Origin of the sequence: Streptomyces sp. NBC_00224, from assembly GCF_041435195.1 — a bacterium.
Taxonomy (GTDB): Bacteria; Actinomycetota; Actinomycetes; order Streptomycetales; family Streptomycetaceae; genus Streptomyces.
The window spans coordinates 5,045,584-5,070,758 of record NZ_CP108106.1 but is presented as its reverse complement, the minus strand read 5'-3'; the positions used below and the strand labels follow the sequence as shown (position 1 = coordinate 5,070,758).

Here is a 25,175-nt window from a genome sequence, read left to right as displayed (position 1 = left end):
TGCGAAAGGCGACTACTCGCCCGCCACCTTCCCCACGACCGTGATCCGACCCCCGGCCGGCGGCGCGAGCGGCGCGGACGCCGAGGAGTTCGCGGCCAGGTAGGCGTCGAAGACGTCCAGGTCGGACGCGCCGACCAGCTTGTTCTTGCCCTGGCCGAGCGCCGCGAAGCCGTCGCCGCCGCCCGCGAGGAACTCGTTCATGGCGACGCGGTAGGTCTTCGCCGGGTCGAGGGCGACACCGTTCAGCTTGACCGTGTCGACGAGGACGCGGTCCGCGCCGGTCTTGGTCATGTCGAGGGTGTAGGTGAAGCCCTTGGAGACCTGGAGGATCTTCGGCGTGGCCGTGTTGCCGCCGCTGACCTGCTGCTGGAGGCCCTGGATGAGCTGGGCGCCGGTCAGGTCGACGACGTTCATCATGTTGGTGAACGGCTGGACGGTGAAGGCCTCGCCGTAGGTGACCACCCCGTCGCCCTCGCTGCCGCTCGCCTTGTGGACGAGGTCGGAGCGGATGCCGCCGGGGTTCATGAAGGCGAGCTGGGCGCCGCCCTTGTCGGCCGGGGAGAGCCCGGCGAGCTGCGCGTCCGCGATCAGGTCGCCGAGCGGCTTCTCGGGCGCCTCGGAGCCGCGGCCGTTGATGTCGGCGGAGATGTAGCCCTGCGGGCGGCTCGCGATCGGCGCGGCCAGCTTGTTCCAGCGGGCGATCAGGTCGGTGATGTCCGTCGCCTTGGCCTGGTCACGGCTGACGACGCGGTTCACCGACTTCGGCGACTTCACGGCGGTCCGGACGATGTCCTTGGTCCGCTTGTCGTAGGTGAGCGTGGTCTCGGTGAAGAGCTTGCCGTAGGAGGCCGCCGAGGTGACCATGCGCGGGTTGCCCGCCGGGTCCGGGACGGTGCAGGCGTAGGCCTGGTGCGTGTGGCCGGTGACCAGCGCGTCCACCTTGGGCGTGATGCCCTTGGCGAGGTCGACGATCGGGCCGGACAGACCGCTGCCGGGACCGGCCGAGTCGCAGTCGTAGTTGTACGCGTTGGTCGCCGGCATCCCGCCCTCGTGGATCAGGGCGACGATGGACTTCACGCCCTGCCGGTCGAGCTCCTTGGCGTACTTGTTGATCGTCTCGATCTCGTCGTGGAACTTCAGGCCCTTGACGCCGGAGGCGGTCACGACGCTCGGGGTGCCCTCCAGGGTCACGCCGATGAAGCCGATCTTGACGCCGTTCTTCTTCCAGACCGTGTACGGCTTGAGGATCGGCTTGCCGGTCTTCTCGCTGGTCACATTGGCGGCCAGATACGGGAAGTCGGCTCCCCGGAACTTCTTGCCCTTCTCGTAGCAGCCCTCGACCGGGTGACAGCCGCCGTTCTGCATCCGGGCCAGCTCGACCGCGCCCTCGTCGAACTCGTGGTTGCCCACGGCCGTCACATCGAGGTCGATCCTGTTGAGCGCCTCGATGGTCGGCTCGTCGTGGAAGAGGCCGGACAGAAGCGGGCTGGCGCCGATCATGTCGCCGCCGGCGGCGGTGATCGAGTACGGGTGGCCCTTGCGCGCGGTGCGCAGCGAGGACGCCAGGTACTCGACGCCGCCGGCCGGTATGGACTTCACGGTCCCGTCGGCCTGCTTCTCGTTCACGGCCCCGGCCGAGCCGGCCGGCGGCTCCAGATTGCCGTGCAGGTCGTTGAAGGAGAGAAGCTGGACGTCCACCGTCCGCGAGGGCTTCGGGTGCCCGTGGCCCTTGTCGTGGGCGACGGCCGCGGGCATCGCGGCGATGAGCGCGCCGAGCGTGGTGAGCCCGGCGGCGGCCGCCAGGACCCGGCGGCCCGCGCGGCCGCCGTGGTGCTTCTGGGGTGTCGCTGTCATCTCTCCCCTAAATGATTCAGCTGGTCGTGAAGCGTTCTTGAAGCGTTCGTGAAGCGTGGTGGGCATGGCCGAAACACGAGGGTCGGGCCGCCGCGTCGGAAGCCTAGAGTCAACGCGCGTAGCGCGACAGGGGGGTGGGGTTACGGGATGGTTGCCGTTTGGCGGTACGTCAGGTTTTGCCCCCGGCCGCCGTACGCTCGTACACATGACGACTGACCCCGCCGCACCCGGCCCCTCCGGACGTGAGATCCAGACCCTCGACGAGCTGACCCACCCCCAGGCCCAGGAGGTCCTCGCGCTGCTCGCCGAGGCCGCCGGGGCCGACGGGCAGCAGGCCGTGTCCGAGCAGGGGCGGCTCCAGCTGCGGGGCGGCCGGCGGCCCGGAATCCGCCATTTCCTGCTCACGGTCATCACGTCCGAGGGGTCCCAACTGATCGGGTACGCCCAGCTGGAGGACACCGACCCCATCGAGGCACCGGCCGCGGAGCTCGTCATCCACCCCGCCCACCGTGGCCGCGGCCACGGCCGGGCGCTCGGTTCGGCGCTGCTCGGCGCCTCCGGCAAGCGGCTGCGGGTGTGGGCGCACGGCGGGCACTCCGCCGCCCGCCACCTCGCCCAGGTCCTGGGCCTCACCCTGTTCCGCGAACTGCGCCAGATGCGGCGGCCGTTGAGCCCGCCGGACATCGCCGAGCCGGTGTACCCGCCGGGCGTGACCGTACGGACCTTCGTGCCCGGCGAGGACGACGCCCAGTGGCTGGCCGTGAACGCGGCGGCCTTCGCCCACCACCCCGAACAGGGCGGACTGACCCAGCGCGACCTCGACGACCGCAAGGCGGAGCCCTGGTTCGACCCCAAGGGCTTCTTCCTCGCCGAGCGCGACGGCCGGATCGTGGGCTTCCACTGGACGAAGGTGCACGCCGCGGAGAGGATCGGGGAGGTGTACGTGGTGGGGATCCGCCCGGACGCGCAGGGGGGTGGGCTGGGCAAGGCGCTCACCGCGACTGGCCTGCGGCATCTCGCGTCCGAGGGGTTGCCGACCGCGATGCTGTACGTCGACGCGGACAACACGGCGGCGGTGACCGTGTACGAGCGGCTGGGGTTCGCCGTCCACGAGGTGGATCTGATGTACCGCACGGAGTCCTGACGCCTCTCCCGGGAGGGGTGCGGTGGAGCTCGGCGCGACGTGCTGTCTTTCGGGTGCGGGCAGTGTGTGGCTGGTCGCGCAGTTCCCCGCGCCCCTTTGGGGCCCGCCCACGGATTCCCGCACGTCATGTCCTCGTTACCGGCCATTCAGACACGCTTGCGACGCTCACTCAATGCAGCCCGAGGTGCCACCCTCCCGGAACGGGACCGCCGCCCGCCCCAAGGCGCTCGCGCCTGCCCGCTCCGACTGGCTCTCCGACGCGCCTGACAGCGGCCCGGCGCGGAAGAATGGGTTCATGAGCCAGCAGCCCAGCGCCGAGGTCCACCTCCAGCCCGCCTCCCAGCCGTCGGTCGGTTCCATAGCCGCGCACCGGCCGCACACCCTCGCGGCCGCCGTCTCCGACCTGGAGCCGGACATCGACGCGGATCTGGACGGGTACGAAGGGTACGAGCGCGACCGCGAGGACGCACCCGGGGAGGACGAGCTGCCCTCCGGGCGCTTCCTGGACCGCGAGCGCAGCTGGCTCGCGTTCAACGAGCGCGTCCTGGAGCTCGCCGAGGACCCGGCCACCCCCCTCCTCGAACGGGCTAACTACCTGGCGATCTTCGCCTCCAACCTGGACGAGTTCTTCATGGTCCGGGTGGCCGGCCTGAAGCGCCGCATCGCCACCGGCGTCGCCACTCGCTCCGCCTCCGGGCTCCAGCCCCGCGAGGTCCTGGACCTGATCTGGACCCGCTCGCGCGAGCTCATGGCCCGGCACGCCGCCTGCTACCAGCAGGACGTGGCCCCGGCGCTGGCCGACGAGTCGATCCATCTGATCCGCTGGCCCGATCTGACCGAGAAGGAGCAGGCGCGGCTCTTCACGCTCTTCCGCCAGCAGATCTTCCCGGTGCTGACCCCGCTGGCCGTGGACCCCGCGCACCCCTTCCCGTACATCTCGGGGCTCTCGCTCAACCTCGCCGTGGTCGTGCGCAATCCGGTCAGCGGCCATCGCCACTTCGCCCGGGTCAAGGTGCCGCCGCTGCTCTCGCGGTTCCTGGAGGCCTCGCCGCAGCGGTACGTGCCGCTGGAGGACGTCATCGCGGCGCACCTCGAAGAGCTCTTCCCTGGCATGGAGGTGCTGGCCCACCACATGTTCCGGGTGACCCGGAACGAGGACCTGGAGGTGGAGGAGGACGACGCCGAGAACCTCCTCCAGGCGCTGGAGAAGGAGCTCATGCGGCGCCGCTTCGGGCCGCCGGTGCGCCTGGAGGTCGAGGAGTCGATCGACCCGTACGTCCTGGACCTGCTGGTGCGCGAGCTGAAGATCAGCGACGCCGAGGTGTATCCGCTGCCCGGCCCGCTCGACCTCACCGGCCTCTTCGGCATCGCGGCCCTGGACCGGCCGGAGCTGAAGTTCCCCAAGTTCGTGGCCGGAACCCATCGCGACCTCGCGGAGGTCGAGTCGGCGTCGGCGCCGGACATCTTCGCCGCGCTGCGCGAGCGGGACGTGCTGCTGCACCACCCCTACGACTCGTTCTCCACCTCGGTCCAGGCGTTCCTGGAGCAGGCGGCCGGCGACCCGGACGTGCTCGCCATCAAGCAGACGCTGTACCGGACGTCGGGCGACTCGCCGATCGTGGACGCGCTCATCGACGCCGCCGAGTCCGGCAAGCAGGTCCTCGTCCTGGTCGAGATCAAGGCGCGCTTCGACGAGCAGGCGAACATCAAGTGGGCCCGCAAGCTGGAGGAGTCGGGCTGCCACGTGGTGTACGGCCTGGTCGGCCTGAAGACGCACTGCAAGCTGTCGCTCGTGGTGCGCCAGGAGGGCGAGACGCTGCGCCGCTACTCGCACGTCGGCACCGGCAACTACCACCCCAAGACGGCCCGGCTGTACGAGGACCTGGGGCTGCTCACCGCCGACCCGCAGGTCGGCGCCGACCTCTCGGACCTCTTCAACCGGCTGTCCGGCTACTCGCGCCGCGAGACCTACCGCCGCCTCCTCGTCGCGCCCAAGTCCCTGCGGGACGGCCTGGTCTCGCGCATCAACAAGGAGACGGCCCACCACCGCGCCGGGCGCCCCGCCTACGTACGCATCAAGGTCAACTCGATGGTCGACGAGGCCGTGATCGACGCCTGCTACCGGGCCTCGCAGGCGGGGGTGCCGGTCGACATCTGGGTGCGCGGCATCTGCGCGGCGCGCCCCGGAGTCACCGGGCTCTCGGAGAACATCCGGGTGCGGTCGATACTCGGGCGCTTCCTGGAGCACTCCCGGGTCTTCTCGTTCGGCAACGGCGGCGAGCCCGAGGTCTGGCTGGGCAGCGCCGACATGATGCACCGCAACCTCGACCGCCGCATCGAGGCGCTGGTCCGGGTCATCGACCCGGCCCACCGCGCGGCTATCACCCGGCTCCTGGAGACCGGCATGTCGGACACCACCTCCTCCTGGCACCTGGGCCCGGACGGGGAGTGGACCCGGCACGCCTCCGACGCCGACGGACAGCCGCTGCGCCACGTACAGGAGATGCTGATAGACGCCCGGAGGCGCCGGCGTGCTACGCCATGAGAAAACCCCGGGACCGGAGACCGCGGGGGACGTCCTGTCCCCGTATCTCCACGCGCAGGCGGGGGAATTCCTGCGCAGCCTCCGCCTCCACCGCGAGGCGGGGCCCGACAACGACGCCACCGAGGAGGCCGCGCGGGCGCTGCGGCGCGCCGCCCGCCGCATCAGCGGCACGCTGCACACCTTCCGCCCGCTGCTCGACCCGTCCTGGGCCGAACCGCTGCGTACGGAACTGGCCTGGCTCTCGGCCACGTTGGCCGGGGAGCACTCCTGCGCGGCCCGGCTCGCCCGGCTGCTCGACGGCCTCCAGCGGCTCTCCGGCAGCCCACAGGTGCCCGCGCCGCGCGGTGAGTCGGCGGCCGGGGCGCTGGCGGTGGGCGCGGCACGGGCGGGCGCGCTCCTCGACCGCCAGCTGACGCTGGCCCGCACCCGGGCGCACTCGGCGGCCCTGCAGGCGCTGGGCTCCTCCCGGTTCCACGCGGTGGCCGACGCGGTGGCTCTGCTCGCCAGTGAGGTGCCGCTGTCCAGCTCGGCGGCCGCGTACGCGGTGGAGGTGCTGCCGCCGTCCGCCCAACTCGCCGAGCAGCGGCTCGCCCAGGCGGTGGCCGCGCTGCCGCTGGCCCGCGCGGCCCATCCGTACAACGCGGAGGCCCTGGCCCAGCCCGGCGAGGCGCAGGACGCCCCCTGGCACCAGGTGCGGCTGCTGCTGCGGCTGCACCGGTACGCCCAGGAGGTGCTGCGCACCGGTCTGCCGCACGAGGACGACGACCGGCTGCTGCGGGCCGGGCGGGCGCTCGACCGGCACCGGGACGCCTCGGAGGCGGCCGCCGCCGCCGCGGCCGCCGCCCGCACCCCGAGGATCGCCCCGGCGACGGCGTACGCCCTCGGGGTGCTCCACGCCGATCAGCGCCACGAGGTGGAGGCGGCCCGGTTCGCCTTCCAGCGGATCTGGCAGCCGATGGCGGCGGTGACCGTGCAGGTGACCGCGCCGACGATGACCGCGCCGTGAACCGGGAGGGGCGGGTACCGGCGGCGGGCTGCGTCCTGTGGCGGCGCTCCACCTGGGGCGACCGCGGCCTGGAGATCTGCCTGGTCCATCGGCCGAAGTACGACGACTGGTCGCACCCGAAGGGCAAGCTCAAGCCGGACGAGGAGCCGCTCGCGGGGGCGGTCCGGGAGGTCCGGGAGGAGACTGGACACGCCTGTGTGCCAGGTGCCCGGCTGCCCACCGCGTACTACGTCGACGCGCAGGGCCGCCCCAAGGTGGTCGACTACTGGGCCGCCGAGGCCGCCGAGGGGCGTTTCGTACCCGGCGACGAGGTCGACCGGGTGCTGTGGCTGGCCCCGCCGGCCGCCCGCCACCGGCTCACCCAGCCCCGCGACCGGCAGCTGCTCGACGCCCTGCTGGACGTACTGCACGGGGCCTGAGGGGAAGGCGGGCCCGCGCCACCCCGGGGACGCCCTCCGGCGGCGTGCCGTTCACCCGCGCGGCCCGCTGAACACGAACCGGTAACGGTCGGCACCGCACTGTCCGACACGGTTCACCTTCCGTTCACTCTCCTCCGTCGGCGGCTTCACCTGTTCTGCCTAATTTCGGCCTTACACGGTGCGGGGTGACCCGCCCGACCGGACATCTCTTCGCACGCCGCCGTACAACGAACGGACACCGGCGGCTTCTGGAAGGAACACCCGAAAGTGAAGCTTCAGCGCAAGAACCGGCTCCGCGCCACCGCTCTCGGCGTCATCGCCGTGTCCAGCGCCCTGGCCCTCACGGCGTGCGGCAGCGACGACAACGACAAGAGTTCCGGCTCCACCGGCGGCACCGGCAAGACGAGCGCCGCGTCGAACATCAAGTGCGACGGCGCCAAGGGCCAGCTGCTGGCCTCCGGCTCCTCCGCGCAGAAGAACGCCATGGACCTGTGGGTCAAGAACTACATGGCGGCCTGCAAGGGTGTGGAGATCAACTACAAGGGCTCCTCGTCCGGCGAGGGCATCATCGCCTTCAACCAGTCCCAGGTCGGCTTCGCCGGCTCCGACTCCGCGCTGAAGCCGGAGGAGGTCGCCAACTCCAAGAAGGTCTGCACCGGCGGCCAGGGCATCAACCTCCCGATGGTCGGCGGCCCGATCGCGGTCGGCTTCCACCTTGAGGGTGTCGACAGCCTGGTCCTGGACGCCCCGACCGTCGCCAAGATCTTCAACAGCAAGATCAAGAACTGGAACGACGAGGCGATCGCCAAGCTGAACCCGTCCGCCAAGCTCCCGGACAAGGCGATCCAGGCCTTCCACCGCTCGCAGGACTCCGGCACCACCCAGAACCTCGGCAAGTACCTCGGCGCCACCGCCAAGGCCGACTGGCCGTACCCGGCCGAGAAGAAGTGGCCGGCCCCGGGTGGCCAGGCCGCCGCCGGCTCCTCCGACGTCGCCGCGCAGGTCAAGCAGACGGACGGCGCGATCGGCTACTTCGAGCTCTCGTACGCCACCGCGCAGTCCATCAAGACCGTGGACCTCAACACGGGCGCCGCCGCCCCGGTCAAGGCCACCCCGGAGAACGCCTCCAAGGCGATCGCCGCCGCCAAGATCAAGGGCACCGGCAAGGACCTGGCCCTGGGCCTGGACTACACCACCAAGGCCGACGGCGCCTACCCGCTCGTCCTCGTCACGTACGAGATCGCCTGCGACAAGGGCAACAAGGCCGACACCCTCGGCACGGTCAAGTCCTTCCTGACCTACACCGCCGGTGACGAGGGCCAGAAGATCCTGTCGGACGCCGGCTACGCGCCGATCCCGGCCGAGATCAACGCCAAGGTCCGCGAGACCGTCGCCGGTCTCCAGTAACACCTGTCGGGCCGACGGACGACCGCTGAACCGGTCGTCCGGAGGCCTCCGGGGCGGGGGTCCCGATCCGGCCCCCGCCCCCACCATCCGGTGCACCGCCGCCAGGGGACACCTGCCGTCCCCGCCCACAGACCGGAAAGATCAATGGCTTCCATAACCACGAACCCCCCGCCGCCACCGGCGGCTCCGGAACCCGCCCTGCGCCGTAAGTCCACCGGCCGCGCGGGCGACAAGGTCTTCCTCGGCCTCTCCCGGGGATCCGGCATCCTCCTGCTCGTCCTGATGGCGTCGATCGCCGTCTTCCTGAGCGTCCGCGCCGGCATGGCCATCTCGAAGGACGAGGGCAACTTCCTCACCACCTTCGACTGGGACCCCGCCGCGCAGAAGCCGGTCTTCGGCATCGCCGTCCTGCTCTTCGGCACGGTCGTCAGCTCGATCATCGCGATGGTCATCGCGGTTCCGATCGCTGTCGGCATCGCGCTGTTCATCTCGCACTACGCGCCGCGCAAGCTGGCCGCACCCCTCGCCTACGTCGTCGACCTGCTCGCCGCGGTCCCGTCGATCATCTACGGCATCTGGGGCGCCCTCGTCCTCGTGCCCTACCTCGAAGGCCTGAACTCCTGGCTCGACGAGTACCTGGGCTGGACGTACGTCTTCGAGAAGACCGAGGTCGGCGTCGCCCGCTCGCTCTTCACCGTCGGCATCCTGCTCGCGATCATGATCCTGCCGATCGTGACCAGCGTGAGCCGCGAAGTCTTCCTCCAGGTCCCGCGGATGAACGAGGAAGCCGCGCTGGCGCTGGGCGCCACCCGCTGGGAGGTCATCCGGCTGTCGGTGCTGCCCTTCGGCCGCTCCGGCATCATCTCCGCCTCGATGCTCGGCCTCGGGCGCGCGCTCGGCGAGACGATGGCCGTCGCCACGGTCCTCTCCCCCAGCTATCTGATCTCCCTCCACCTCCTCAACCCGGGTGGCGGCACCTTCGCCCAGAACATCGCGGCGAAGTTCGACGAGGCCAACCAGCTCGGCCGGGACGCCCTGATCGCCTCCGGCCTGGTGCTCTTCGTCCTCACCCTGCTGGTCAACGGCGCGGCCCGCCTGATCATCGCGCGCCGCAAGGAGTACTCGGGGGCGAACGCCTGATGTCGAACGCAACAGTCCAGGACACCCGCCCCGCCCCGTCCGCGCCGCGCAAGGGCAGCCTGAGCCGCCGGGGCCTGCCCCGCTGGGCCGGGGCCGCCTTCGGCGCCGCCGGCCTCGCGCTCGGCTGCGGCATCGGCCTCGTCGCGGACCTCCACAGCAAGGTCCAGTGGGGCCTGCTGTCCGCGATCCTGTTCGTCCTCATCTCGTACGTGGCCACCTCGGTCGTCGAGAACAAGCGCCAGGCCAAGGACCGCGTCGCCACCAGCCTCGTCTGGGTGTGCTTCATCCTCGCCCTGGTCCCGCTCATCTCCCTGCTGTGGACGACGATCAAGCGCGGCAGCAAGGCCCTGAACGGGGACTTCCTCTCGCACTCGATGAACGGGGTCACCGGCTTCGAGCCCGGCGGCGGCGTCTACCACGCGCTGATCGGCACCCTGGAGCAGGTCGGCATCGCCACCCTGATCTCCGCCCCGCTCGGCCTGCTGACCGCGGTCTACCTGGTGGAGTACGGCAAGGGCGCGCTCGCCAAGGCCGTGACCTTCTTCGTCGACGTCATGACGGGCATCCCGTCGATCGTCGCGGGCCTGTTCATCCTGACCCTGATGCTGATGTTCGAGCTCAAGCCGTCCGGCTTCATGGGCTCGCTGGCGCTGTCGATCCTGATGATGCCGGTCGTGGTCCGCTCCACCGAGGAGATGCTCAAGCTCGTCCCCAACGAGCTGCGCGAGGCCTCCCTCGCCCTCGGCGTGCCGAAGTGGCGCACGATCCTGAAGGTGGTCCTGCCGACCGCGATCGGCGGCATCACCACGGGCGTCATGCTCGCCATCGCCCGTATCGCCGGTGAGACCGCCCCGATCATGCTGCTCGTCTTCGGCAGCCAGCTGATCAACACCAACCCCTTCGACGGCGCCCAGTCCTCGCTCCCCTTCTACATCTGGGAGCAGTACCGGGTCGGCAGCGACGCGTCGTACGACCGCGGCTGGGCCGCGGCCCTGGTGCTGATCGCCTTCGTCATGATCCTCAATCTGGTGGCCCGCGGCATCGCCCGCTGGAAGGCCCCCAAGACCGGTCGCTGACGCGGCCATCTCAGCGACCCTTTCTCTCGCACGCTCGAAAGAAGCAGTGATCCCCATGGCCAAGCGAATCGACGTCAGCGGCCTGACCGCGTACTACGGCTCCCACAAGGCGATCGAGGACATCTCGATGACCGTGGAGCCCCGCTCCGTGACCGCCTTCATCGGCCCGTCCGGCTGCGGCAAGTCCACGTTCCTGCGCACCCTGAACCGGATGCACGAGGTCACCCCCGGTGGCCGCGTCGAGGGCAAGGTGCTCCTGGACGACGAGAACCTGTACGGCAAGGACGTCGACCCGGTCGCCGTGCGCCGTACGGTGGGCATGGTCTTCCAGCGCCCGAACCCGTTCCCCACCATGTCGATCTTCGACAACGTGGCGGCCGGGCTGCGGCTGAACGGCTCGTACAAGAAGAACCAGCTGGCGGACGTCGTCGAGAAGTCCCTCAAGGGCGCGAACCTTTGGAACGAGGTCAAGGACCGCCTCAACAAGCCCGGCTCGGGCCTGTCCGGCGGCCAGCAGCAGCGTCTGTGCATAGCCCGCGCGATCGCGGTCGAGCCGGACGTCCTCCTGATGGACGAGCCGTGCTCCGCGCTCGACCCGATCTCCACCCTCGCCATCGAGGACCTGATCGGCGAGCTGAAGGAGCGCTTCACGATCGTCATCGTGACGCACAACATGCAGCAGGCGGCGCGCGTCTCGGACCGTACGGCCTTCTTCAACCTGGCGGCCGTCGGCCAGCCCGGCCGACTCGTCGAGATCGACGAGACCGCGCGGATCTTCTCCAACCCGTCCGTCCAGGCGACCGAGGACTACATCTCGGGCCGCTTCGGATAGACCCCCAGCCGTCTGCGGTGCTGCATGGCGGTGCCACCGCAAGACGAAGGGCCCGCCCCCTGGTGTCAGGGGGCGGGCCCGTTTTACGTGCCGGGGACGCCGTTGGGGCGCGCGAGTTACGTGCCGGGGCGCCGTTGGGCGCGGAGGGCCTGGGCCGCGCTTCCACATGGGGTCGCCCGGTCTGCCTAGGGGCGCGGGGAACTGCGCGACCAGCCCCCACCGGCCCGCAGACAAAAAAAGGGGGCCCGGGGCCAAAGCCCCAAACCCCCACAGAACGGCTCAGCCGAAGAAGATCCGCACCACGAAATAGCTGCCCGCCGCGACGAGCGCAGCCGCCGGCATCGTGATGAACCACCCCAAGATGATGTTCTTCGCGACACCCCACCGCACCGCGTTGACCCGCTTGGTCGCCCCCACACCCATGATCGCCGAAGTGATCACATGCGTCGTGGAGATCGGCGCGTGGAACAGGAACGCCGACCCGAACATGATCGACGCCCCGGTCGTCTCCGCCGCGAACCCCTGCGGCGGATCCAGCTCGATGATCTTGCGCCCGAGCGTACGCATGATGCGCCACCCACCCGCGTACGTACCGAGCGACAGCATCGCCGCGCACGCGATCTTCACCCAGATCGGAATCTCGTCGCCCGCGGACTGCACATCGGCGATGACCAGGGCCATCACCACGATGCCCATCGTCTTCTGCGCGTCCTGGAGGCCGTGGCCGAGCGCCATGCCGGCCGCCGACACGGTCTGGGCGATACGGAAGCCGCGCTTCGCCTTGTGCGGGTTGGCCTTGCGGAACATCCACAGGATCGCGCACATCACCAGATAGCCGACGACGAGGCCGACCACCGGCGAGATGAACATCGGGATGACGACCTTGTCGAGCACGCCGTTCCAGTGGACCGTCGTGCCACCCGCGAGCGCCGCGCCGACCATGCCGCCGAACAGGGCGTGCGAGGACGAGGACGGCAGCCCGAAGTACCAGGTCACCAGGTTCCAGATGATCGCCCCGACCAGCGCGGCGAACAGGATCCCCATCCCCTTGTTGCCCTCGGGGGTGGCGATCAGGCCTTCACTGACGGTCTTGGCGACGCCACTGCCGAGGAAGGCACCGGCCAGGTTCATGACGGCGGCCATCGCCAGCGCCGCACGCGGAGTCAGCGCCCGCGTCGAGACGGAGGTCGCGATGGCGTTCGCCGAGTCGTGGAACCCGTTCGTGTACGTGAATCCGAGCGCGACCGCGATGGTCACGACCAGTGCAAAGGTGTCCACGAAGCTCAGGACTCCTTGACGGCGATGGTCTCCACCGTGTTCGCCACGTGCTCGAAGGCGTCGGCGGCCTCTTCGAGTACGTCCACGATCTGCTTGAGCTTGAGCACCTCAATGGCGTCGTACTTGCCGTTGAAGAGATGGGCGAGCAGCTTGCGGTGGATCTGGTCGGCCTGGTTCTCCAGACGGTTGACCTCGATCCAGTACTCGGTGAGGTTGGACATCGTCCGCAGGTTCGGCATGGCCTCGGCGGTCAGCTCGGCCGCCCGGGCCAGCACCTCGATCTGCTGCTCGACGCCCTTCGGCAGTTCCTCGACGTTGTAGAGGACGACGAGGTCGACGGCCTCCTCCATGAAGTCCATGATGTCGTCGAGGCACGAGGCGAGGTTGTAGATGTCCTCGCGGTCGAACGGCGTGATGAAGGAGGAGTTCAGCTGGTGGAAGATCGCGTGGGTGGCATCGTCCCCCGCGTGCTCCGCTGCCCGCATGCGCTCCGCGATCTCGGCCCGGGACGCGGAGTCCGCTCCGAGCAGTTCCATGAGGAGCTTCGAGCCCGTGACGATGTTGTCCGCGGATGCGGAGAACATGTCGTAGAAGCTCGTCTCCCTGGGGGTCAGACGAAAGCGCACGTGGGGTCCTCGGGGTGCTTTGGATTCGGTCAGGCTGATGCTAGGCGCATCATCCGGCCACGGCTAACCGGCGTACTTCAGTGTCGCCCATCAGGCACAGTGATCAGCACGGGCCCCCGGCCCGTTTCCGGGCCCGCTTTCGCAGGGTTCGTTACCCTATACCCATGAGGGGTATCCACCCCCTCTTCGCACAACGGGAGGACGCGATGACGACCACCGAGCCCGCCGAGCCGGACACCGTCCTCACGGACCAGCCGCACACGGTGCACGGCTACCACAAGCAGAAGGACGAGCACCTCAAGCGGCTGCGCCGCATCGAGGGCCAGATCCGCGGGCTCCAGCGCCTGGTGGACGAGGACGTCTACTGCATCGACATACTCACCCAGGTCTCCGCGTCCACCAAGGCCCTCCAGTCCTTCGCCCTCCAGCTCCTGGAGGAACACCTGCGCCACTGCGTGGCGGACGCGGCGGTGAAGGGGGGCGGGGAGATCGACGCGAAGGTAGAAGAGGCAACAAAGGCAATCGCCCGCCTGCTGCGCACGTAAGGGGTGGGGGTCCCCCCCCTCACCCCGCACGTAGGGGCAGGGGGTTCCCCGCACCCCCTAACACCCCGCTGTGGGCATGCGTGCCGCTAGGGGCGATGGGGGTCCCCCCTGCTCAAGCGGAGTCGAGAGCTTGGGGGAGGGTGGGCACAGCGGCGCACCCGTCCCGCCGTGCTGCGCAACTTGCCTTGACCCCGGACGCAGGCGGCACGGCGCGTTCCCGCACGCAAGCGAACCCGCCCCGGCCGCCTGGCCGAAAAGCGGCAGCCCGGTCACGCGCGCCCGCCCGGTTGGCCGGATTCAGCCCCCGCTCCCCGCACGCCCCTCGGGCTCGACCTTGAGTACCTCGTCGATCAGGTCCGGACTGAGCCGCTCCCCGTCCGCGGCCGACGCGGCGATCATCAACTCACCGCACAGCTCGATCTCGACGAGGGCCACGTGGTCCTGGACGGTTGTGCTGCGAAGCCCGGCCACGCACCTCACCCCTCTACCCCTCTTTCTGCCGTCGTCGGCTTCCTAGCGTAGGGAGGAGGACACACACCGCGCATGGCACGGACGGACCATTTCCGCCACCGCCCATGACTGAATTCCCGAACGCCCCCCGAACCCCTATGACTCGATCTTTCCGGCGTAGATGTCCCGGGCCGCCGGCAGCCGTACGGCCGCGGGCACCCCGAACCCGTACAGCAGCGTGGTCGAGGCGACCGCGACCGTACGCCCCCCGTTGACGTAGCTGAACTGCTGGCGCAGCTTGCGCAGCAGCCCCTGCGCGTCGAAGTACGCGTCGAACGGCACCGCGCCCTTCGACCTGCCGAACCCTTTCGCCGCCGCCGCCAGCGATCCGCGCGCGTGCGGCCCGGCCGCGCCCGCCGCGCGGGGGATGTCGGCGGTACCCCGGTAGTGCCGGACCCGGACGCCCGCCAGGTCCTCCTCGCCCATGAACCTCACCGCGCCCGCCCCGCGCAGCAGTTCGGCCGCGACCATCGGGTCGGTGACCCCGCCGGTGACCAGGTTGCCGTCGGGCAGCGTCGCCGTGTCGACCCGGACCCATTTGCCGGCGGGGACGCCCGCGCCCCGGTTCTTCATGTACAGCGCGCCGGGCGCCAGCAGTTCGGTGATCGGCCGGTGCTCCTCCGCGCCCGCCGCGTCCTTGGGCAGCACGACCTTCAACTGGCCCATGCGGCGCGTGAAGTCGTACACCCCCTCGCCCCGGATCGTGACGCGCGTCCCGCCCACGGCCATCTCCATGGAGGTACTGGCCTTGGAGCTGCGGGCGGCCACCAGGGCGTCGACGGCCCGCGCCACCACCTGGCCCGGCTCGGCCGTCCGCCCGTCAGGACCGGCGGAGCCCGAGGAGCCGCCGGCCCCGCACCCGGCGACGAGCACGCCCGCGGCGGTCACCGCGGCCGCCGTCACGCCGGTCACGACGGCGCCGGCGAAGCCCGCGCCACCACGCCTCTGCCGCCGCACCGTCATCGCCGTCAAACCCCCAACCACCGTCCACGACCCGCCGCACCACCCGCCCCGCTTAACGACCGCGTCCCCACCCCGGTCACGCCCGCGCCCGGCCCTGGGTACCGTGGCCGGGTGCCCCACCAAGCCTCATCCCCTGAGCACCGCACCACCACGACGGAACGCGGCAGCTTCGCCCACGCCCGCTGCACCTGCGGCTGGACCGGCCCCGCCCGCCGCTCCCGCGACAGGGCCAGAACGGACGCGGAGCAGCACGAGTCGGCGGACTAGGACTCAAGTCCCTTCCCGTTCGAAGAACGGGGACGGTTCGAACGGGACGGTTCGGAACCCGACCGTCCGGGAAGACCTCCCCGCATGGACCGGCGTTCCCTCCTCGCCGCGGGGGCCGCGGGCGCCGCCCTCGCCGCCGCCACGGCGTCCGCCTGCACCTCCGGCGCCCCCCGCGAGCAGCCCTCGAAGTCCGGGCCGCCCACGGCCACCGGCGGCACCGGGCGCCCCTCCGCCGGCACCTCCCCGGCCGCCTGGACCGCCCTCGCGCGCTCGCTCGCCGGGTCCCTCGTCCGGCCCGGCGACGCCGCGTACCCGACCGCCCGCCAGCTCTACAACACCCGCTTCGACAGCCTGGAGCCGGCGGCCGTCGCGTACGTGGCGAACGACTCCGACGTGCGGGAGTGCCTGGCGTTCGCCCGCGCCCACCGCACTCCCGTCGCCCTGCGCAACGGCGGCCACTCGTACGCCGGGTGGTCCTCCGGCACCGGCCGCCTCGTCCTCGACGTGTCGAAGCTGAACCGCGTCCGCGCCGACGGCGCCACCGCCACGGTCGGCGCGGGCGCCCGGCTGCTCGACGTCTACCTCGCCCTGGGCAGGACCGGCCGTACGATCCCCGGCGGTTCCTGCCCCACCGTCGGCATCACCGGGCTCACCCTCGGCGGCGGCCACGGAGTCGCCACGCGCGCGTACGGGGCGACCTGCGACAGCCTCACCTCCGCGACCCTGATCACCGCCGACGGCAAGCGGCTCACCGCCGACGCCGACCGCGAGAGCGACCTCTTCTGGGCCCTGCGCGGCGCGGGCAACGGCAGCTTCGGCGTGGTCACCGAGCTCAGCTTCCGTACGCACGACGCCCCGCGGGCCGTCACCGCGTATCTGACCTGGCCCTGGGCGAGGGCGCGGGCGGTGATCGAGGCCTGGCAGGAGTGGGGCCCCGACCAGCCCGACGAGATCTGGTCCGCCGCCCATCTCGCGGCGGCCGCGGGCGGCGCGGGGGCGGGGGCGGCCCCCACGGTCGGCGTCTCCGCGTTCTCGCTGGGCTCCTACGGCGACCTCCAGAACGCCGTGGACCGCCTCGCCGACCGCGTCGGCGCCCCCGCCGCATCCGTCTCGCTGCACCGCCACGGCTACACCGACGCGATGCTCGCGTACGCCGGGTGCGCGGCCCTCTCCGAGGCGCAGTGCCACCTCGCGGGCGCCACCCCCGGCCGCACCGCGCAGGGCGCCCTCCAGCGCGAGACGTACGCCGCCCGGTCCGCGTTCTTCGACCGGGCGGTCCCGGCCGACGGGGTACGGGCCCTGCTCGCCAGGACCGAGGCCTTCGGGCGTGTGCCGGTGGGGCAGGGCGGCGGGGCGGGCAGCGTGGCGCTCACGGCGCTCGGCGGGGCGCTGAACCGCGTGTCACCGACGGCGACGGCGTTCGTGCACCGCCGCTCGCGGGTGCTCGCGCAGTACATCGCCGCCTGGCGCCCGGGCACCCCGGGAACGGCCCAGCGGGCATGGCTGAATACCACCCATGACGCGCTCAGCCGGTACGCCAACGGGGCCGCCTACCAGAACTACGCCGACCCGGAACTGAAGGACTGGCGCAAGGCGTACTACGGCGCCGCCGCGCCCCGGCTCGCCGAACTCAAGCGCCGCTACGACCCGACGCGCGTGTTCGACTTCCCACAAGCGCTGTGAAGAGAGAGCGGGGCGAACCGCCTTACGCCGCCAGGTCGTTCTCTCCCGGCCCCGCACCCGTACCCGACTTCCCCGCTCCCGACCGCTGCTCGGGCAGGTCCACGGCGAGCCGCAGCGAGGACTGCCCGGCGCGCCGCGACCGTACGAGACGGCCCAGCCGGGGCGACCGGGCCACCGTCGACACCAGCGGGGTCAGCAGCATCAGGGCGAGCGGCGCGAGCAGCAGCGTGACGGCGGTGCCCAGGGCGAAGCCGCCGACCACGTCCGTGGGGTAGTGCACGCCCATGTAGACCCGGCAGAAGCCCTCGGCGAGCGCGAGCCCGATGGCGAGGAGTCCGAACTTGCGGTGCGCGACGAAGAGTCCGGCGCCGATCGCCATCGACATCGTGGCGTGGTCGCTCACGAACGAGTAGTCCGTCTTGCCGTCCACCAGGACGTCGAGCCCCTTGTGGGAGACGAAGGGCCGGGGCCGCTCCACGAATCCCCTGATGGGGATGTTGACGAGCAGCGCGATCCCGGCGCCGAGCGGCGCCCAGACGAGGGCCGCGAGGGAGGCCGGGGCGCTCTCGCGGTCCTCGCTGCGCCGCAGGCTCCACCAGCACCAGAGCACGACGAGGACGAGGGCGAGCAGGATGCCGTACTCGCCGACGAACTCCATGACGCGGTCGAACCACGTGGGGGCGGAAGCGGCGAGTCCGTTGATGTCGTAGAGCAGGCTGACGTCCGGGTTCGACCCGTCCAGCGCGAGTCCAGCCATGCCGAGGCCCCTTGCCTGTGCGTGTAGCTACCAACCCCCGTGGTCAGTACTCCTGCGGTCACTGTCCACTGAACGGCCTGAACGGCCCTCGCGTTCCACTCTCCACGGAATGATCACCACGACGTTACCGAAGAGAGACTCATCGTCGCAGCTCAGGGCCATGGCCTGACGGAGAGTGCCGACGAGATCCGGCCACTCCGTACCGCCGGTCACGTACCCGGTTTGAACGTCGGCAACGCGGCGGCGCCGTCCTTGGTGACCCGGGTCGCGCCGAAGTAGTCCGGCGCGTCGATCTTGTCGAAGCGGATGACGGCGCCGGTGTAGGGCGCGTTGATCATGTAGCCGCCGCCGACGTAGAGGCCGACGTGGTGGATGGCGCGGGAGTTGGTGAGGTCGTCGGAGAAGAAGACGAGGTCACCGGGGAGGAGCTCGCCGCGGGAGGGGTGCGGGCCGGCGTTGTACTGGTCGTTGGCGACGCGCGGCAGCTCGATCCCGATGCTCGCGTAGGCGGCCTGGGTAAGCCCCGAACAGTCGAACCGCCCCCCTTGCTCGGCGGTCCCCTCCCCACCCCAGAGATACGGCGTCCCGAGCTTCTGCTGCGCGTAGTAGATGGCCCCGGCGGCCTGCTGGGAGGGCTGGACGCGGGTGGTGGGGCGGGCGAAGCTTTTTTCGAGGGTGCGGATGGTTTTGACGTAGCCCTGGGTCTCGCTGATCGGCGGGACGCCACCTGCCTTGATGACCCGGTACGCCCCCGCGTTGTACGCCGCGAGCATGTTGTTCGTGTTGTCGCCCGGCACGTTCCGTACGTACTTGGCGAGTTCGCAGTCGTACGAGGCGGCGGAGGGAATCGCGTCCTGGGGGTCCCAGATGTCGCGCTTCCCGTCCCCGTTGCCGTCGACGCCGTGCGCGGCCCAGGTGTCGGGGATGAACTGGGCGATGCCGCGCGCGTCGGCGTGGCTGGTGACGTCCGGTTTCCAGCCGCTCTCCTGGTAGAGCTGGGCGGCGAGCAGCGCCGGGTTGATGGCGGGGCAGAGGTTGCCCCACTTCTGCACGATCGGCTGATAGATCGCCGGAACGGCGCCCTTGGCCAGGGCGACGGACTGACCGCCGCCCCCCGAAGCGAGCCCCGCCGCCGCCGAGTACGTGCCCACGACGAGCAGCGCGATGAAGCTCAGACACGCCCCGACCGCGATTCCGCCGACCATCCAGACCTTGCGCACCCCTCAACCCTCCCCCATCCGGGCGGGATTCAGCGCTCATTCTCCGCCTGCGGCACGGCTATTTTCCGACGAACCCGGTACACATGATGCTCGCGTACTCCTTGGTGCCCCTCACATGGTGGAACTGGACAGTCCAGCTTCCCGGATCGCGGCTGACCGGGATGGACTTGAACGTCCTGTCCTCGACGTGGTCCTCGAAGTCGTCCGGGTACGTGAGGATCTTCGGCGTCGTGGGCTGGTTGTCGCGGAACAGGTCGACCGGCTTGCTGGCGTATCCGAGCGAGAGGTTCTGGCCGGAGCCCGGGATCGGCTGTCCGGTGTTCGCGTCGATCTCGTGCGGGGGCTTCACGGACACCGAGACGTAGTACGGCTTCGCCGTGGACTCCGCGTACTTCAGCCAGACCTTGATGCGTATCTTCCCGGTGAGGGCCGAGCCCATGGGCGCGTCGGGGTCGTCCGCCTGGACCACGGAGACCAGCAGGTACTCCTGGCGCTCCTCGGGCGGCAGGTTGCAGCTCCCTGCCTGACCGTCAGGCGTCCAGTAGTCCCGTGACGGCTTGGTCGCCTCGATGTACCGCGGTCCGCCCTGCTTTGTGCCGCCCCCACTGGGCGCGGTGTCGCTCTTCGTCGGCCCGGGCGAGGACGACGAAGGGCCGCCCCCGCGCGCTGACGTGCCGTCACCGCCCTTGTCCCCGGGCAGCAGCCAGATCGTCGCGGCCCCCGCCACTCCCAGCACCAGCCCGATCGTCGCGGCCACCAGCCATGGTGACGTCCGGCGCGAGCGGTCCCCGGCATCGACGGCCGTGGGCGCCGGAGCAGCCATGTGGGTCGGTGTGTAGTCGGGCGGAGGCCCGGCCACGCCCGCCGTGGCCGTGGGCAGATCGTGCGGTCCTGGCAGCCGCGTCGGCGTGTACGCCGGTACCGCGTCCGCCAGCCCCGACAGCGGCCGGTAGAACTCGTCCTCCACCAGCGCCGAGTCCACGGCGCACCGGCGGATCACCTCCGCGGCGTCCGGCCGGACGGCCGGGTCCTTGGCCACGCAGGCCTGGATCAGCTCGGCCAGTCTCGGCTCGACCCCCGCCAGGTCGATCTGCTCGTGCACCGCACGGTAGGAGACACCCGCGGCCTCGCCCACACCGAACGGCGCCCTCCCCGTAGCCGCGAACGCGATCGTCGCCCCCAGGGCGAACACGTCCGCCGGGTCGGCGACCTCGTTGCGGATGAGGACTTCCGGGGCCGTGTAGCCGGGGGTGCCGGGGGCGACGCCCGGCTGGGTCAGGGCCGTGTCCGCGGCGGCGCGTGCGATGCCGAAGTCGATGAGCTGGGGGCCCTGTGGGGCCAGGATGACGTTCTGGGGCTTGAGGTCCCGGTGCGTCACCCCGTACGCGTGCACGCTCGCGAGCCCCTCCGCCAGCGCCGCGAACAGCTTGCGGCAGGTGTCGGGCGGGAACGGGCCCCGGTCGGCGACGGCCCGGCTGAGGGTCGGCCCGGAGACGTACTCCGTGGCGAGCCAGTACGGCGGCGCCGCCAGCGACGCGTCGATCAGGTTCGCGGTGTACGCGCTGCGCACCGCCCGTACCGTCTCGGCCTCACGGCGGAAGCGGGCCAGCGCCTCGGGGTGGTCGGTGATCTCGTCCTTGATCACCTTGAGCGCGACCAGCCGCCCGCCCGGCGAGCGGCCGAGGTAGACCATGCCCATCCCGCCCGCGCCCAGCCGGGCGAGCAGGGCGTACGTACCTATGTGTGCCGGATCCCGGGGCCTGAGCGCGTCCACCGCACGACTCTGTCATGCAACCCTCAGCCACCTCACGCCCGTTGACCCACTTGTGATCACTTGGCTGATTACCTGCATCCGAAAATGGTCACTTGACGTACACGGCTGCGCACTACTCAGGGCTCGCCTCCCCTCCCCCATCGTTGCTAGGTTGCGTCGGCAAGTAAAGGGAACCAAAAGGCACGGCAACGGGGGAACGGGCGCACATGGCACTCAGCGCGCAGTGGGAAGAGCTCTTCGCGGGCACTTCGACCAGGCCGGGCGGGCAGGAACCGCCCGCCGCCGGGATGCGGCTCGCGTCTGCCAACGGCAAATCTGCCAACGGCACAGACAGCGGCGCGCCTGACATCCAGTTCAGCAAGGCCCCCTGGAGCTCCGCCGGCAAGGTCGCCGGGGAGCTGCGCACCGGCACGGCCGGCGCGCTCGCCGACCTCGATTCGGCCTCCGAGGGCGTCACCGCCGGTACGGAGGGCTTCGGCGCCACGGCCGCCCTGGAGGAGATCCGCACGTCCTGGAAGGACCGGCTCGGCACGGTGCGCGACGAGTGCGGGCGCCTCGACGGGGTACTCAAGAGCGTCGGCAAGGAGTTCGGCGAGACCGATGTGAAGGTCGGCAACGACGTGAAGGCCGTCGCCCCGGCCGAGCCGAAGGGGCGGTGACCCGCCCGTGCCCACCTGGCAGCAACTGCGCGATGTGAAGCTGTCCGAGTTCAGCGACGCCGCCGACGGCTGGGGCAAGGTCAGCAGCCGGGCCAACTCCGCCAAGGACCGCGTCGACAACGAGATGCGCGCGAAGATCCACGAGACGCAGCAGAGCAGGACCGCCGAGGGCGCGGTCGGCGACCTCGGCCGGCTCAGCCGCAACTACCAGTACCTGCACACCGAGTGCGGTCTCGTCCGTACCGCGCTCGACGGGCTCGCCACCGAGCTGGCCGCGCCGCAGAAGAAGCTGAAGCAGGCGCTGGAGGACGCGGAGAACCTGAAGTTCACGGTCCAGCCGGACGGGTCGGTGAAGTACCCCACCACCGTCGCTGTCACCGTCCCGCTCGCCCCGGGCCCCGGCGTCGCCAGGCCGGGCGCCCCGGTCCCGTTCCTGGCCGGCAAGGGCGAGGGCGGGGGCGACCCGAACAAGGCGCAGGCCGAGGACATCGCCGAGCGGATCGCCGGGGCGGTGCGGGACGCGGGCGAGATCGACGGCCGGTACGCGGGCGTCCTGCGCCGCCTCAAGTCCCCGCCGGGCATCGACGTCACCGACGAGATGCTGGTCGACGCGGCGGCGGACACCAAGGACGTCCAGAAGAACGCGAAGTTCCTGCCGGAGTCCGGCATCCCCAAGGGGAAGTCGCCCGCGGACAACAAGAAGTGGTGGGACGGCCTGAGCCAGGAGGAGCGCGACGAGTACGCGACCCTCTACCCGGCGGCCGTCGGCGCCCTCGACGGCGTACCGGCCACGGTCCGCGACGACGCCAACCGGATGGTGCTGGCGGAGACGCGCGCGCAGGTCGCGGTCGACATAAAGAAGCTCGGCCCGGAGCCCACCCAGTACGTCCAGAACCCCAACGGCGAGTACCCCAAGGTCATCACCAACCCGGCCTACTCCCAGTGGCACAAGGACAAGGATCGCCTCCAGAACAAGCTCAAGGGCATGGACGCGATCCAGTCCCGCTTCGACCGTACGGGTACAGCGAGCCGCCCCGGTGAACGCCCGCTCCCCGAGGCATTTCTCCTCGGCTTCAACGCGGACGGCATCGGCCGCGCGATCGTCGCCAACGGCAACCCGGACACGGCGACACACACCTCCGTCTACGTGCCCGGTACCGGAACGAACCTCGAAGGCATCAACGGCGATATCGGCCGCATGGAGAAGCTCTGGCGAACCAGCTCGGACATCTCCCGTGGGGCAAGCGTCTCGACGATCACCTGGTTCGGCTACGACGCCCCGCAGAACATCTTCACGGACGCCCCCCAGAGCGGTTACGCGAACGAGGGCGGCCCGATCCTCAACAACTTCCTGGGCGGCCTGCGCGCCTCCCACGAGGGCGACCCGGGCCATCTGACCGCCGTCGGCCACAGCTACGGCAGTACGGTCATCGGCTCGGCCGCCCGCCAGGGCACCCTGCCCGTCGACGACGTCTTCGTCGCGGGCAGCCCTGGCGAGCAGGTCGGCCACGCCTCCGAGATGGACGTGCCCAAGGGCCATGTCTGGGCGGCCAACGCCGACAGCGAGCCGTTCCTCAAGGGCGTCCCGATCCCGTTCGTCGGGGACGACAAGTACGGCGGCGTCAACATCCCCTTCATCACCAGCGACCCCGTCCCCGAGATAGGCGGCTGGGGCCACGCGCCGAAGAAACTCGACATCGACATCCTGCCGTCCTGGCTCGACGGCGACGGCATGAGCGTCGTCAAACCCCTCACCCCGAGCAACCCGGACTTCGGCGCCAACATCGTCGCCACGGACGGCTCCCGGGGCCACAGCGGCTACTGGGACGAGGGATCCCAGAGCCTCCTCAACCAGGCCCGGGTCACGGTGGGCCAGTACGACAGGGTGAAGCTCCTTGACCAGTAACGCCAGGAACACGCGTCTCAGCAGGCCGGTCCGGCTCGCCGCGCTGGCCGCTGCCGCACTCACCGCCACGACAGGATGCACCGCCATGGACAACGACGGACTCGACTACACACCCGAGACGAAGGCCGTCAAGGACGCCGAAGACCTGTCCCGGCGGCAGTCCAGTCTCATCCTGGACGCCTCCGGCCTGAAGCAGTACGGCACGACGAACGGCGGCCCGTATGCCGACCCCTGCCCGAAGGTCGAGCACGGCTACCGCGTAAAGCACAGCTGGATGGTCTACGGCCCCTCCCGCGAAGTCCTCTCCGCCGCGCTGCGGCGCCTGCACGAGGAACTGCCCAAGCAGGGCTGGAAGGTGTACCGCTTCGAGAAGGCCAACTCGAAGGCCCAGCAGATGCAGCTCGACGTCGAGGACATGAAGCTGCACCACACGGCGACGATCGAGGAGGACTTCGCCTCCCGCGATCCGAAGGCATCCAAGTGGGAGAAGGCGGGCCGCGACGGCTTGTTCGTCATGCTGGACTCGCCTTGCTACGTCGACCCGGAGTACAAGGCCGGCGACCAGTAGGCGTGGGCTGACGCCTCAGCAGCCGTCCCCCACGGCCAGCCGATAGAGCGCCGCCGTGGTCGTCCCGAACACCACGCTGTACGACACGTCCGGGTCGTCCCCGCCCTGCTGGTAGCCGCCTATGACGCCCACCACGGACCCGTCCGCCGCCGCCCAGGGGCTGCCGCTGGTGCCGCCGGGGTAGTCGGGGCACTCGACGCGCTGCTGGGTGTCGCCGTAGGCCGTCGCGCGCGTGGTGCAGGTCTGCGGGGTGTCGGCGTCGCCCGCGTAGCCGGTCACCGTGACCGTGCCGCCCGCCGGGACGTCGGTGGCCAGCGGCGCCGCGCCCACCGCGTCCTCGACCTGAGCCCCGGTCAGGGACCCGGGGCCCAGGACCGCGAAGGCCACGTCGTCGTCCTCGTTCTCGTCCTCCGACCAGGCGTCGTCCACGTACTTCTCCTTGACCGGCCACGTCCCGTACGGCGCCTGCCCGTCCCGGTAGCCGGGTACGAACACCGCGTCGTCCTGGTCGTCCAGGCAGTGCGCCGCCGTGACGATCACGTCGTGCCCCTCACTGCGCACCACCGACGCCGTACAGAAGTGGTCCCCGTCCAGACCCCCGTCGAACAGCGCGCCCACGCGCGCGTTGGCGGCCGTGGCGGGCGCCGTGACGGTCGTACCGGCCGATCCGGCCTCCCGGTCCCCGTACCCGGGGACCACCAGGAGCACGGCCACCGCCGACAGGGCCCGCAGCTGGGAGACGTGTCTCATGGCCCCGACCGTGCCGCGCGGACCTGAGAGCAACCCTGGAACTTTTCTGAGAAGAGTCTGTGAAGCGCCCCCGGAAGCGCCCGGCGCGAGTTCCACTCAAGCGAACGGGCCCAGAGTGCATCAACGACAGTCATTGCCCGGAGTCACCCTCCGTGATACACAGAGTGACCATACGTAATCCGTAGAGAACCGGTCCACCGCAGGTCAGGGCGGTGCGATCGGCACAGCTGTGCGGTTTCGAATAAA

The 25,175-nt window shown here is 70.7% G+C and carries 23 protein-coding genes; 14 read left to right on the top strand and 9 right to left on the bottom strand.

Annotation, left to right across the window (positions count from 1 at the left end; all coding sequences use genetic code 11):
* Window positions 1–12: 12 nt before the first annotated feature.
* The gene (locus OG965_RS22635; RefSeq protein WP_371653896.1) at window positions 13–1,854 is read right to left on the bottom strand and encodes a bifunctional UDP-sugar hydrolase/5'-nucleotidase; all 1,842 of its coding nucleotides are present in this window, start codon (window positions 1,852–1,854) and stop codon (window positions 13–15) included.
* Window positions 1,855–2,059: 205 nt separating this feature from the next.
* Here OG965_RS22635 and mshD point away from each other — a divergent pair, with 205 nt between their 5' ends.
* The 8 genes from mshD to pstB all read left to right on the top strand — a co-directional run bounded on the left by mshD (window position 2,060) and on the right by pstB (window position 11,423).
* Window positions 2,060–2,998: a mycothiol synthase gene (gene mshD / locus OG965_RS22630; RefSeq protein WP_371653895.1), complete on the top strand. Its 939-nt coding sequence runs from the start codon at window positions 2,060–2,062 to the stop codon at window positions 2,996–2,998.
* Between the two features lie 295 nt (window positions 2,999–3,293).
* A complete protein-coding gene (locus tag OG965_RS22625; protein ID WP_371653894.1) occupies window positions 3,294–5,543 on the top strand; it encodes an RNA degradosome polyphosphate kinase in 2,250 nt (749 codons plus the stop codon).
* The gene (locus OG965_RS22620; RefSeq protein WP_371653893.1) at window positions 5,530–6,549 is read left to right on the top strand and encodes a CHAD domain-containing protein; all 1,020 of its coding nucleotides are present in this window, start codon (window positions 5,530–5,532) and stop codon (window positions 6,547–6,549) included. Before OG965_RS22625 ends, OG965_RS22620 begins: the two co-directional genes overlap by 14 nt.
* Complete coding sequence (locus OG965_RS22615; RefSeq protein ID WP_371653892.1) at window positions 6,546–6,968, top strand: NUDIX hydrolase; 423 nt, start codon at window positions 6,546–6,548, stop codon at window positions 6,966–6,968. The genes OG965_RS22620 and OG965_RS22615 overlap by 4 nt, the downstream gene beginning before the upstream one ends.
* Window positions 6,969–7,235: 267 nt before the next feature.
* Window positions 7,236–8,375 carry a phosphate ABC transporter substrate-binding protein PstS gene (pstS, locus tag OG965_RS22610; RefSeq protein WP_371653891.1) on the top strand — a complete coding sequence of 380 codons (1,140 nt, stop codon included), beginning with the start codon at window positions 7,236–7,238 and terminating at the stop codon, window positions 8,373–8,375.
* 144 nt (window positions 8,376–8,519) lie between these two features.
* Window positions 8,520–9,515: a phosphate ABC transporter permease subunit PstC gene (pstC, locus tag OG965_RS22605; protein ID WP_371653890.1), complete on the top strand. Its 996-nt coding sequence runs from the start codon at window positions 8,520–8,522 to the stop codon at window positions 9,513–9,515.
* Window positions 9,515–10,591: a phosphate ABC transporter permease PstA gene (gene pstA / locus OG965_RS22600; protein WP_371653889.1), complete on the top strand. Its 1,077-nt coding sequence runs from the start codon at window positions 9,515–9,517 to the stop codon at window positions 10,589–10,591. Before pstC ends, pstA begins: the two co-directional genes overlap by 1 nt.
* A gap of 55 nt (window positions 10,592–10,646) precedes the next feature.
* Entirely contained in the window at window positions 10,647–11,423 is a 777-nt protein-coding gene (pstB, locus tag OG965_RS22595; RefSeq protein WP_371653888.1) for a phosphate ABC transporter ATP-binding protein PstB, read from the top strand.
* Window positions 11,424–11,702: 279 nt separating this feature from the next.
* Here the strand turns inward: pstB and OG965_RS22590 are convergent, their stop codons facing one another.
* Together OG965_RS22590 and OG965_RS22585 are read right to left on the bottom strand one after the other, a co-directional pair.
* Complete coding sequence (locus OG965_RS22590) at window positions 11,703–12,701, bottom strand: anion permease (protein ID WP_371653887.1); 999 nt, start codon at window positions 12,699–12,701, stop codon at window positions 11,703–11,705.
* Window positions 12,702–12,706: 5 nt separating this feature from the next.
* Entirely contained in the window at window positions 12,707–13,327 is a 621-nt protein-coding gene (locus OG965_RS22585; protein ID WP_067155188.1) for a DUF47 domain-containing protein, read from the bottom strand.
* A gap of 206 nt (window positions 13,328–13,533) precedes the next feature.
* On the opposite strand from OG965_RS22585, the gene OG965_RS22580 reads away from it, so the two are divergent.
* Complete coding sequence (locus OG965_RS22580; protein WP_067155185.1) at window positions 13,534–13,872, top strand: metal-sensitive transcriptional regulator; 339 nt, start codon at window positions 13,534–13,536, stop codon at window positions 13,870–13,872.
* A 297-nt stretch (window positions 13,873–14,169) separates the two neighbouring features.
* Here the strand turns inward: OG965_RS22580 and OG965_RS22575 are convergent, their stop codons facing one another.
* Both OG965_RS22575 and OG965_RS22570 read right to left on the bottom strand, forming a co-directional pair.
* The gene (locus OG965_RS22575; RefSeq protein ID WP_371653886.1) at window positions 14,170–14,343 is read right to left on the bottom strand and encodes a hypothetical protein; all 174 of its coding nucleotides are present in this window, start codon (window positions 14,341–14,343) and stop codon (window positions 14,170–14,172) included.
* Between the two features lie 135 nt (window positions 14,344–14,478).
* The gene (locus OG965_RS22570; RefSeq protein WP_371657025.1) at window positions 14,479–15,345 is read right to left on the bottom strand and encodes a hypothetical protein; all 867 of its coding nucleotides are present in this window, start codon (window positions 15,343–15,345) and stop codon (window positions 14,479–14,481) included.
* Window positions 15,346–15,456: 111 nt separating this feature from the next.
* Between OG965_RS22570 and OG965_RS22565 the strand changes: the two genes are divergently transcribed.
* Both OG965_RS22565 and OG965_RS22560 read left to right on the top strand, forming a co-directional pair.
* The gene (locus OG965_RS22565; protein WP_371653885.1) at window positions 15,457–15,612 is read left to right on the top strand and encodes a hypothetical protein; all 156 of its coding nucleotides are present in this window, start codon (window positions 15,457–15,459) and stop codon (window positions 15,610–15,612) included.
* An 84-nt stretch (window positions 15,613–15,696) separates the two neighbouring features.
* The gene (locus OG965_RS22560) at window positions 15,697–17,295 is read left to right on the top strand and encodes an FAD-binding oxidoreductase (RefSeq protein ID WP_371653884.1); all 1,599 of its coding nucleotides are present in this window, start codon (window positions 15,697–15,699) and stop codon (window positions 17,293–17,295) included.
* A 22-nt stretch (window positions 17,296–17,317) separates the two neighbouring features.
* Here the strand turns inward: OG965_RS22560 and OG965_RS22555 are convergent, their stop codons facing one another.
* From OG965_RS22555 to OG965_RS22545, 3 genes are all read right to left on the bottom strand, one after another.
* Entirely contained in the window at window positions 17,318–18,052 is a 735-nt protein-coding gene (locus tag OG965_RS22555) for a phosphatase PAP2 family protein (RefSeq protein ID WP_371653883.1), read from the bottom strand.
* Window positions 18,053–18,261: 209 nt separating this feature from the next.
* Complete coding sequence (locus OG965_RS22550; RefSeq protein WP_371657024.1) at window positions 18,262–19,257, bottom strand: NlpC/P60 family protein; 996 nt, start codon at window positions 19,255–19,257, stop codon at window positions 18,262–18,264.
* A 73-nt stretch (window positions 19,258–19,330) separates the two neighbouring features.
* Window positions 19,331–21,046: a serine/threonine-protein kinase gene (locus tag OG965_RS22545; protein ID WP_371653882.1), complete on the bottom strand. Its 1,716-nt coding sequence runs from the start codon at window positions 21,044–21,046 to the stop codon at window positions 19,331–19,333.
* A gap of 206 nt (window positions 21,047–21,252) precedes the next feature.
* Between OG965_RS22545 and OG965_RS22540 the strand changes: the two genes are divergently transcribed.
* From OG965_RS22540 to OG965_RS22530, 3 genes are read left to right on the top strand one after another with little or no spacing between them, the layout of a single operon-like run.
* The gene (locus tag OG965_RS22540; RefSeq protein WP_371653881.1) at window positions 21,253–21,705 is read left to right on the top strand and encodes a hypothetical protein; all 453 of its coding nucleotides are present in this window, start codon (window positions 21,253–21,255) and stop codon (window positions 21,703–21,705) included.
* 7 nt (window positions 21,706–21,712) lie between these two features.
* Window positions 21,713–23,611 (top strand): alpha/beta hydrolase, encoded by a 1,899-nt coding sequence (locus tag OG965_RS22535; protein WP_371653880.1) that lies wholly within the window; start codon window positions 21,713–21,715, stop codon window positions 23,609–23,611.
* On the top strand, window positions 23,601–24,179 hold the full coding sequence (locus OG965_RS22530; protein ID WP_371653879.1) for a hypothetical protein: 579 nt from the start codon (window positions 23,601–23,603) through the stop codon (window positions 24,177–24,179). The genes OG965_RS22535 and OG965_RS22530 overlap by 11 nt, the downstream gene beginning before the upstream one ends.
* A gap of 15 nt (window positions 24,180–24,194) precedes the next feature.
* Here the strand turns inward: OG965_RS22530 and OG965_RS22525 are convergent, their stop codons facing one another.
* Complete coding sequence (locus OG965_RS22525; RefSeq protein ID WP_371653878.1) at window positions 24,195–24,929, bottom strand: serine protease; 735 nt, start codon at window positions 24,927–24,929, stop codon at window positions 24,195–24,197.
* Window positions 24,930–25,175: the final 246 nt, after the last annotated feature.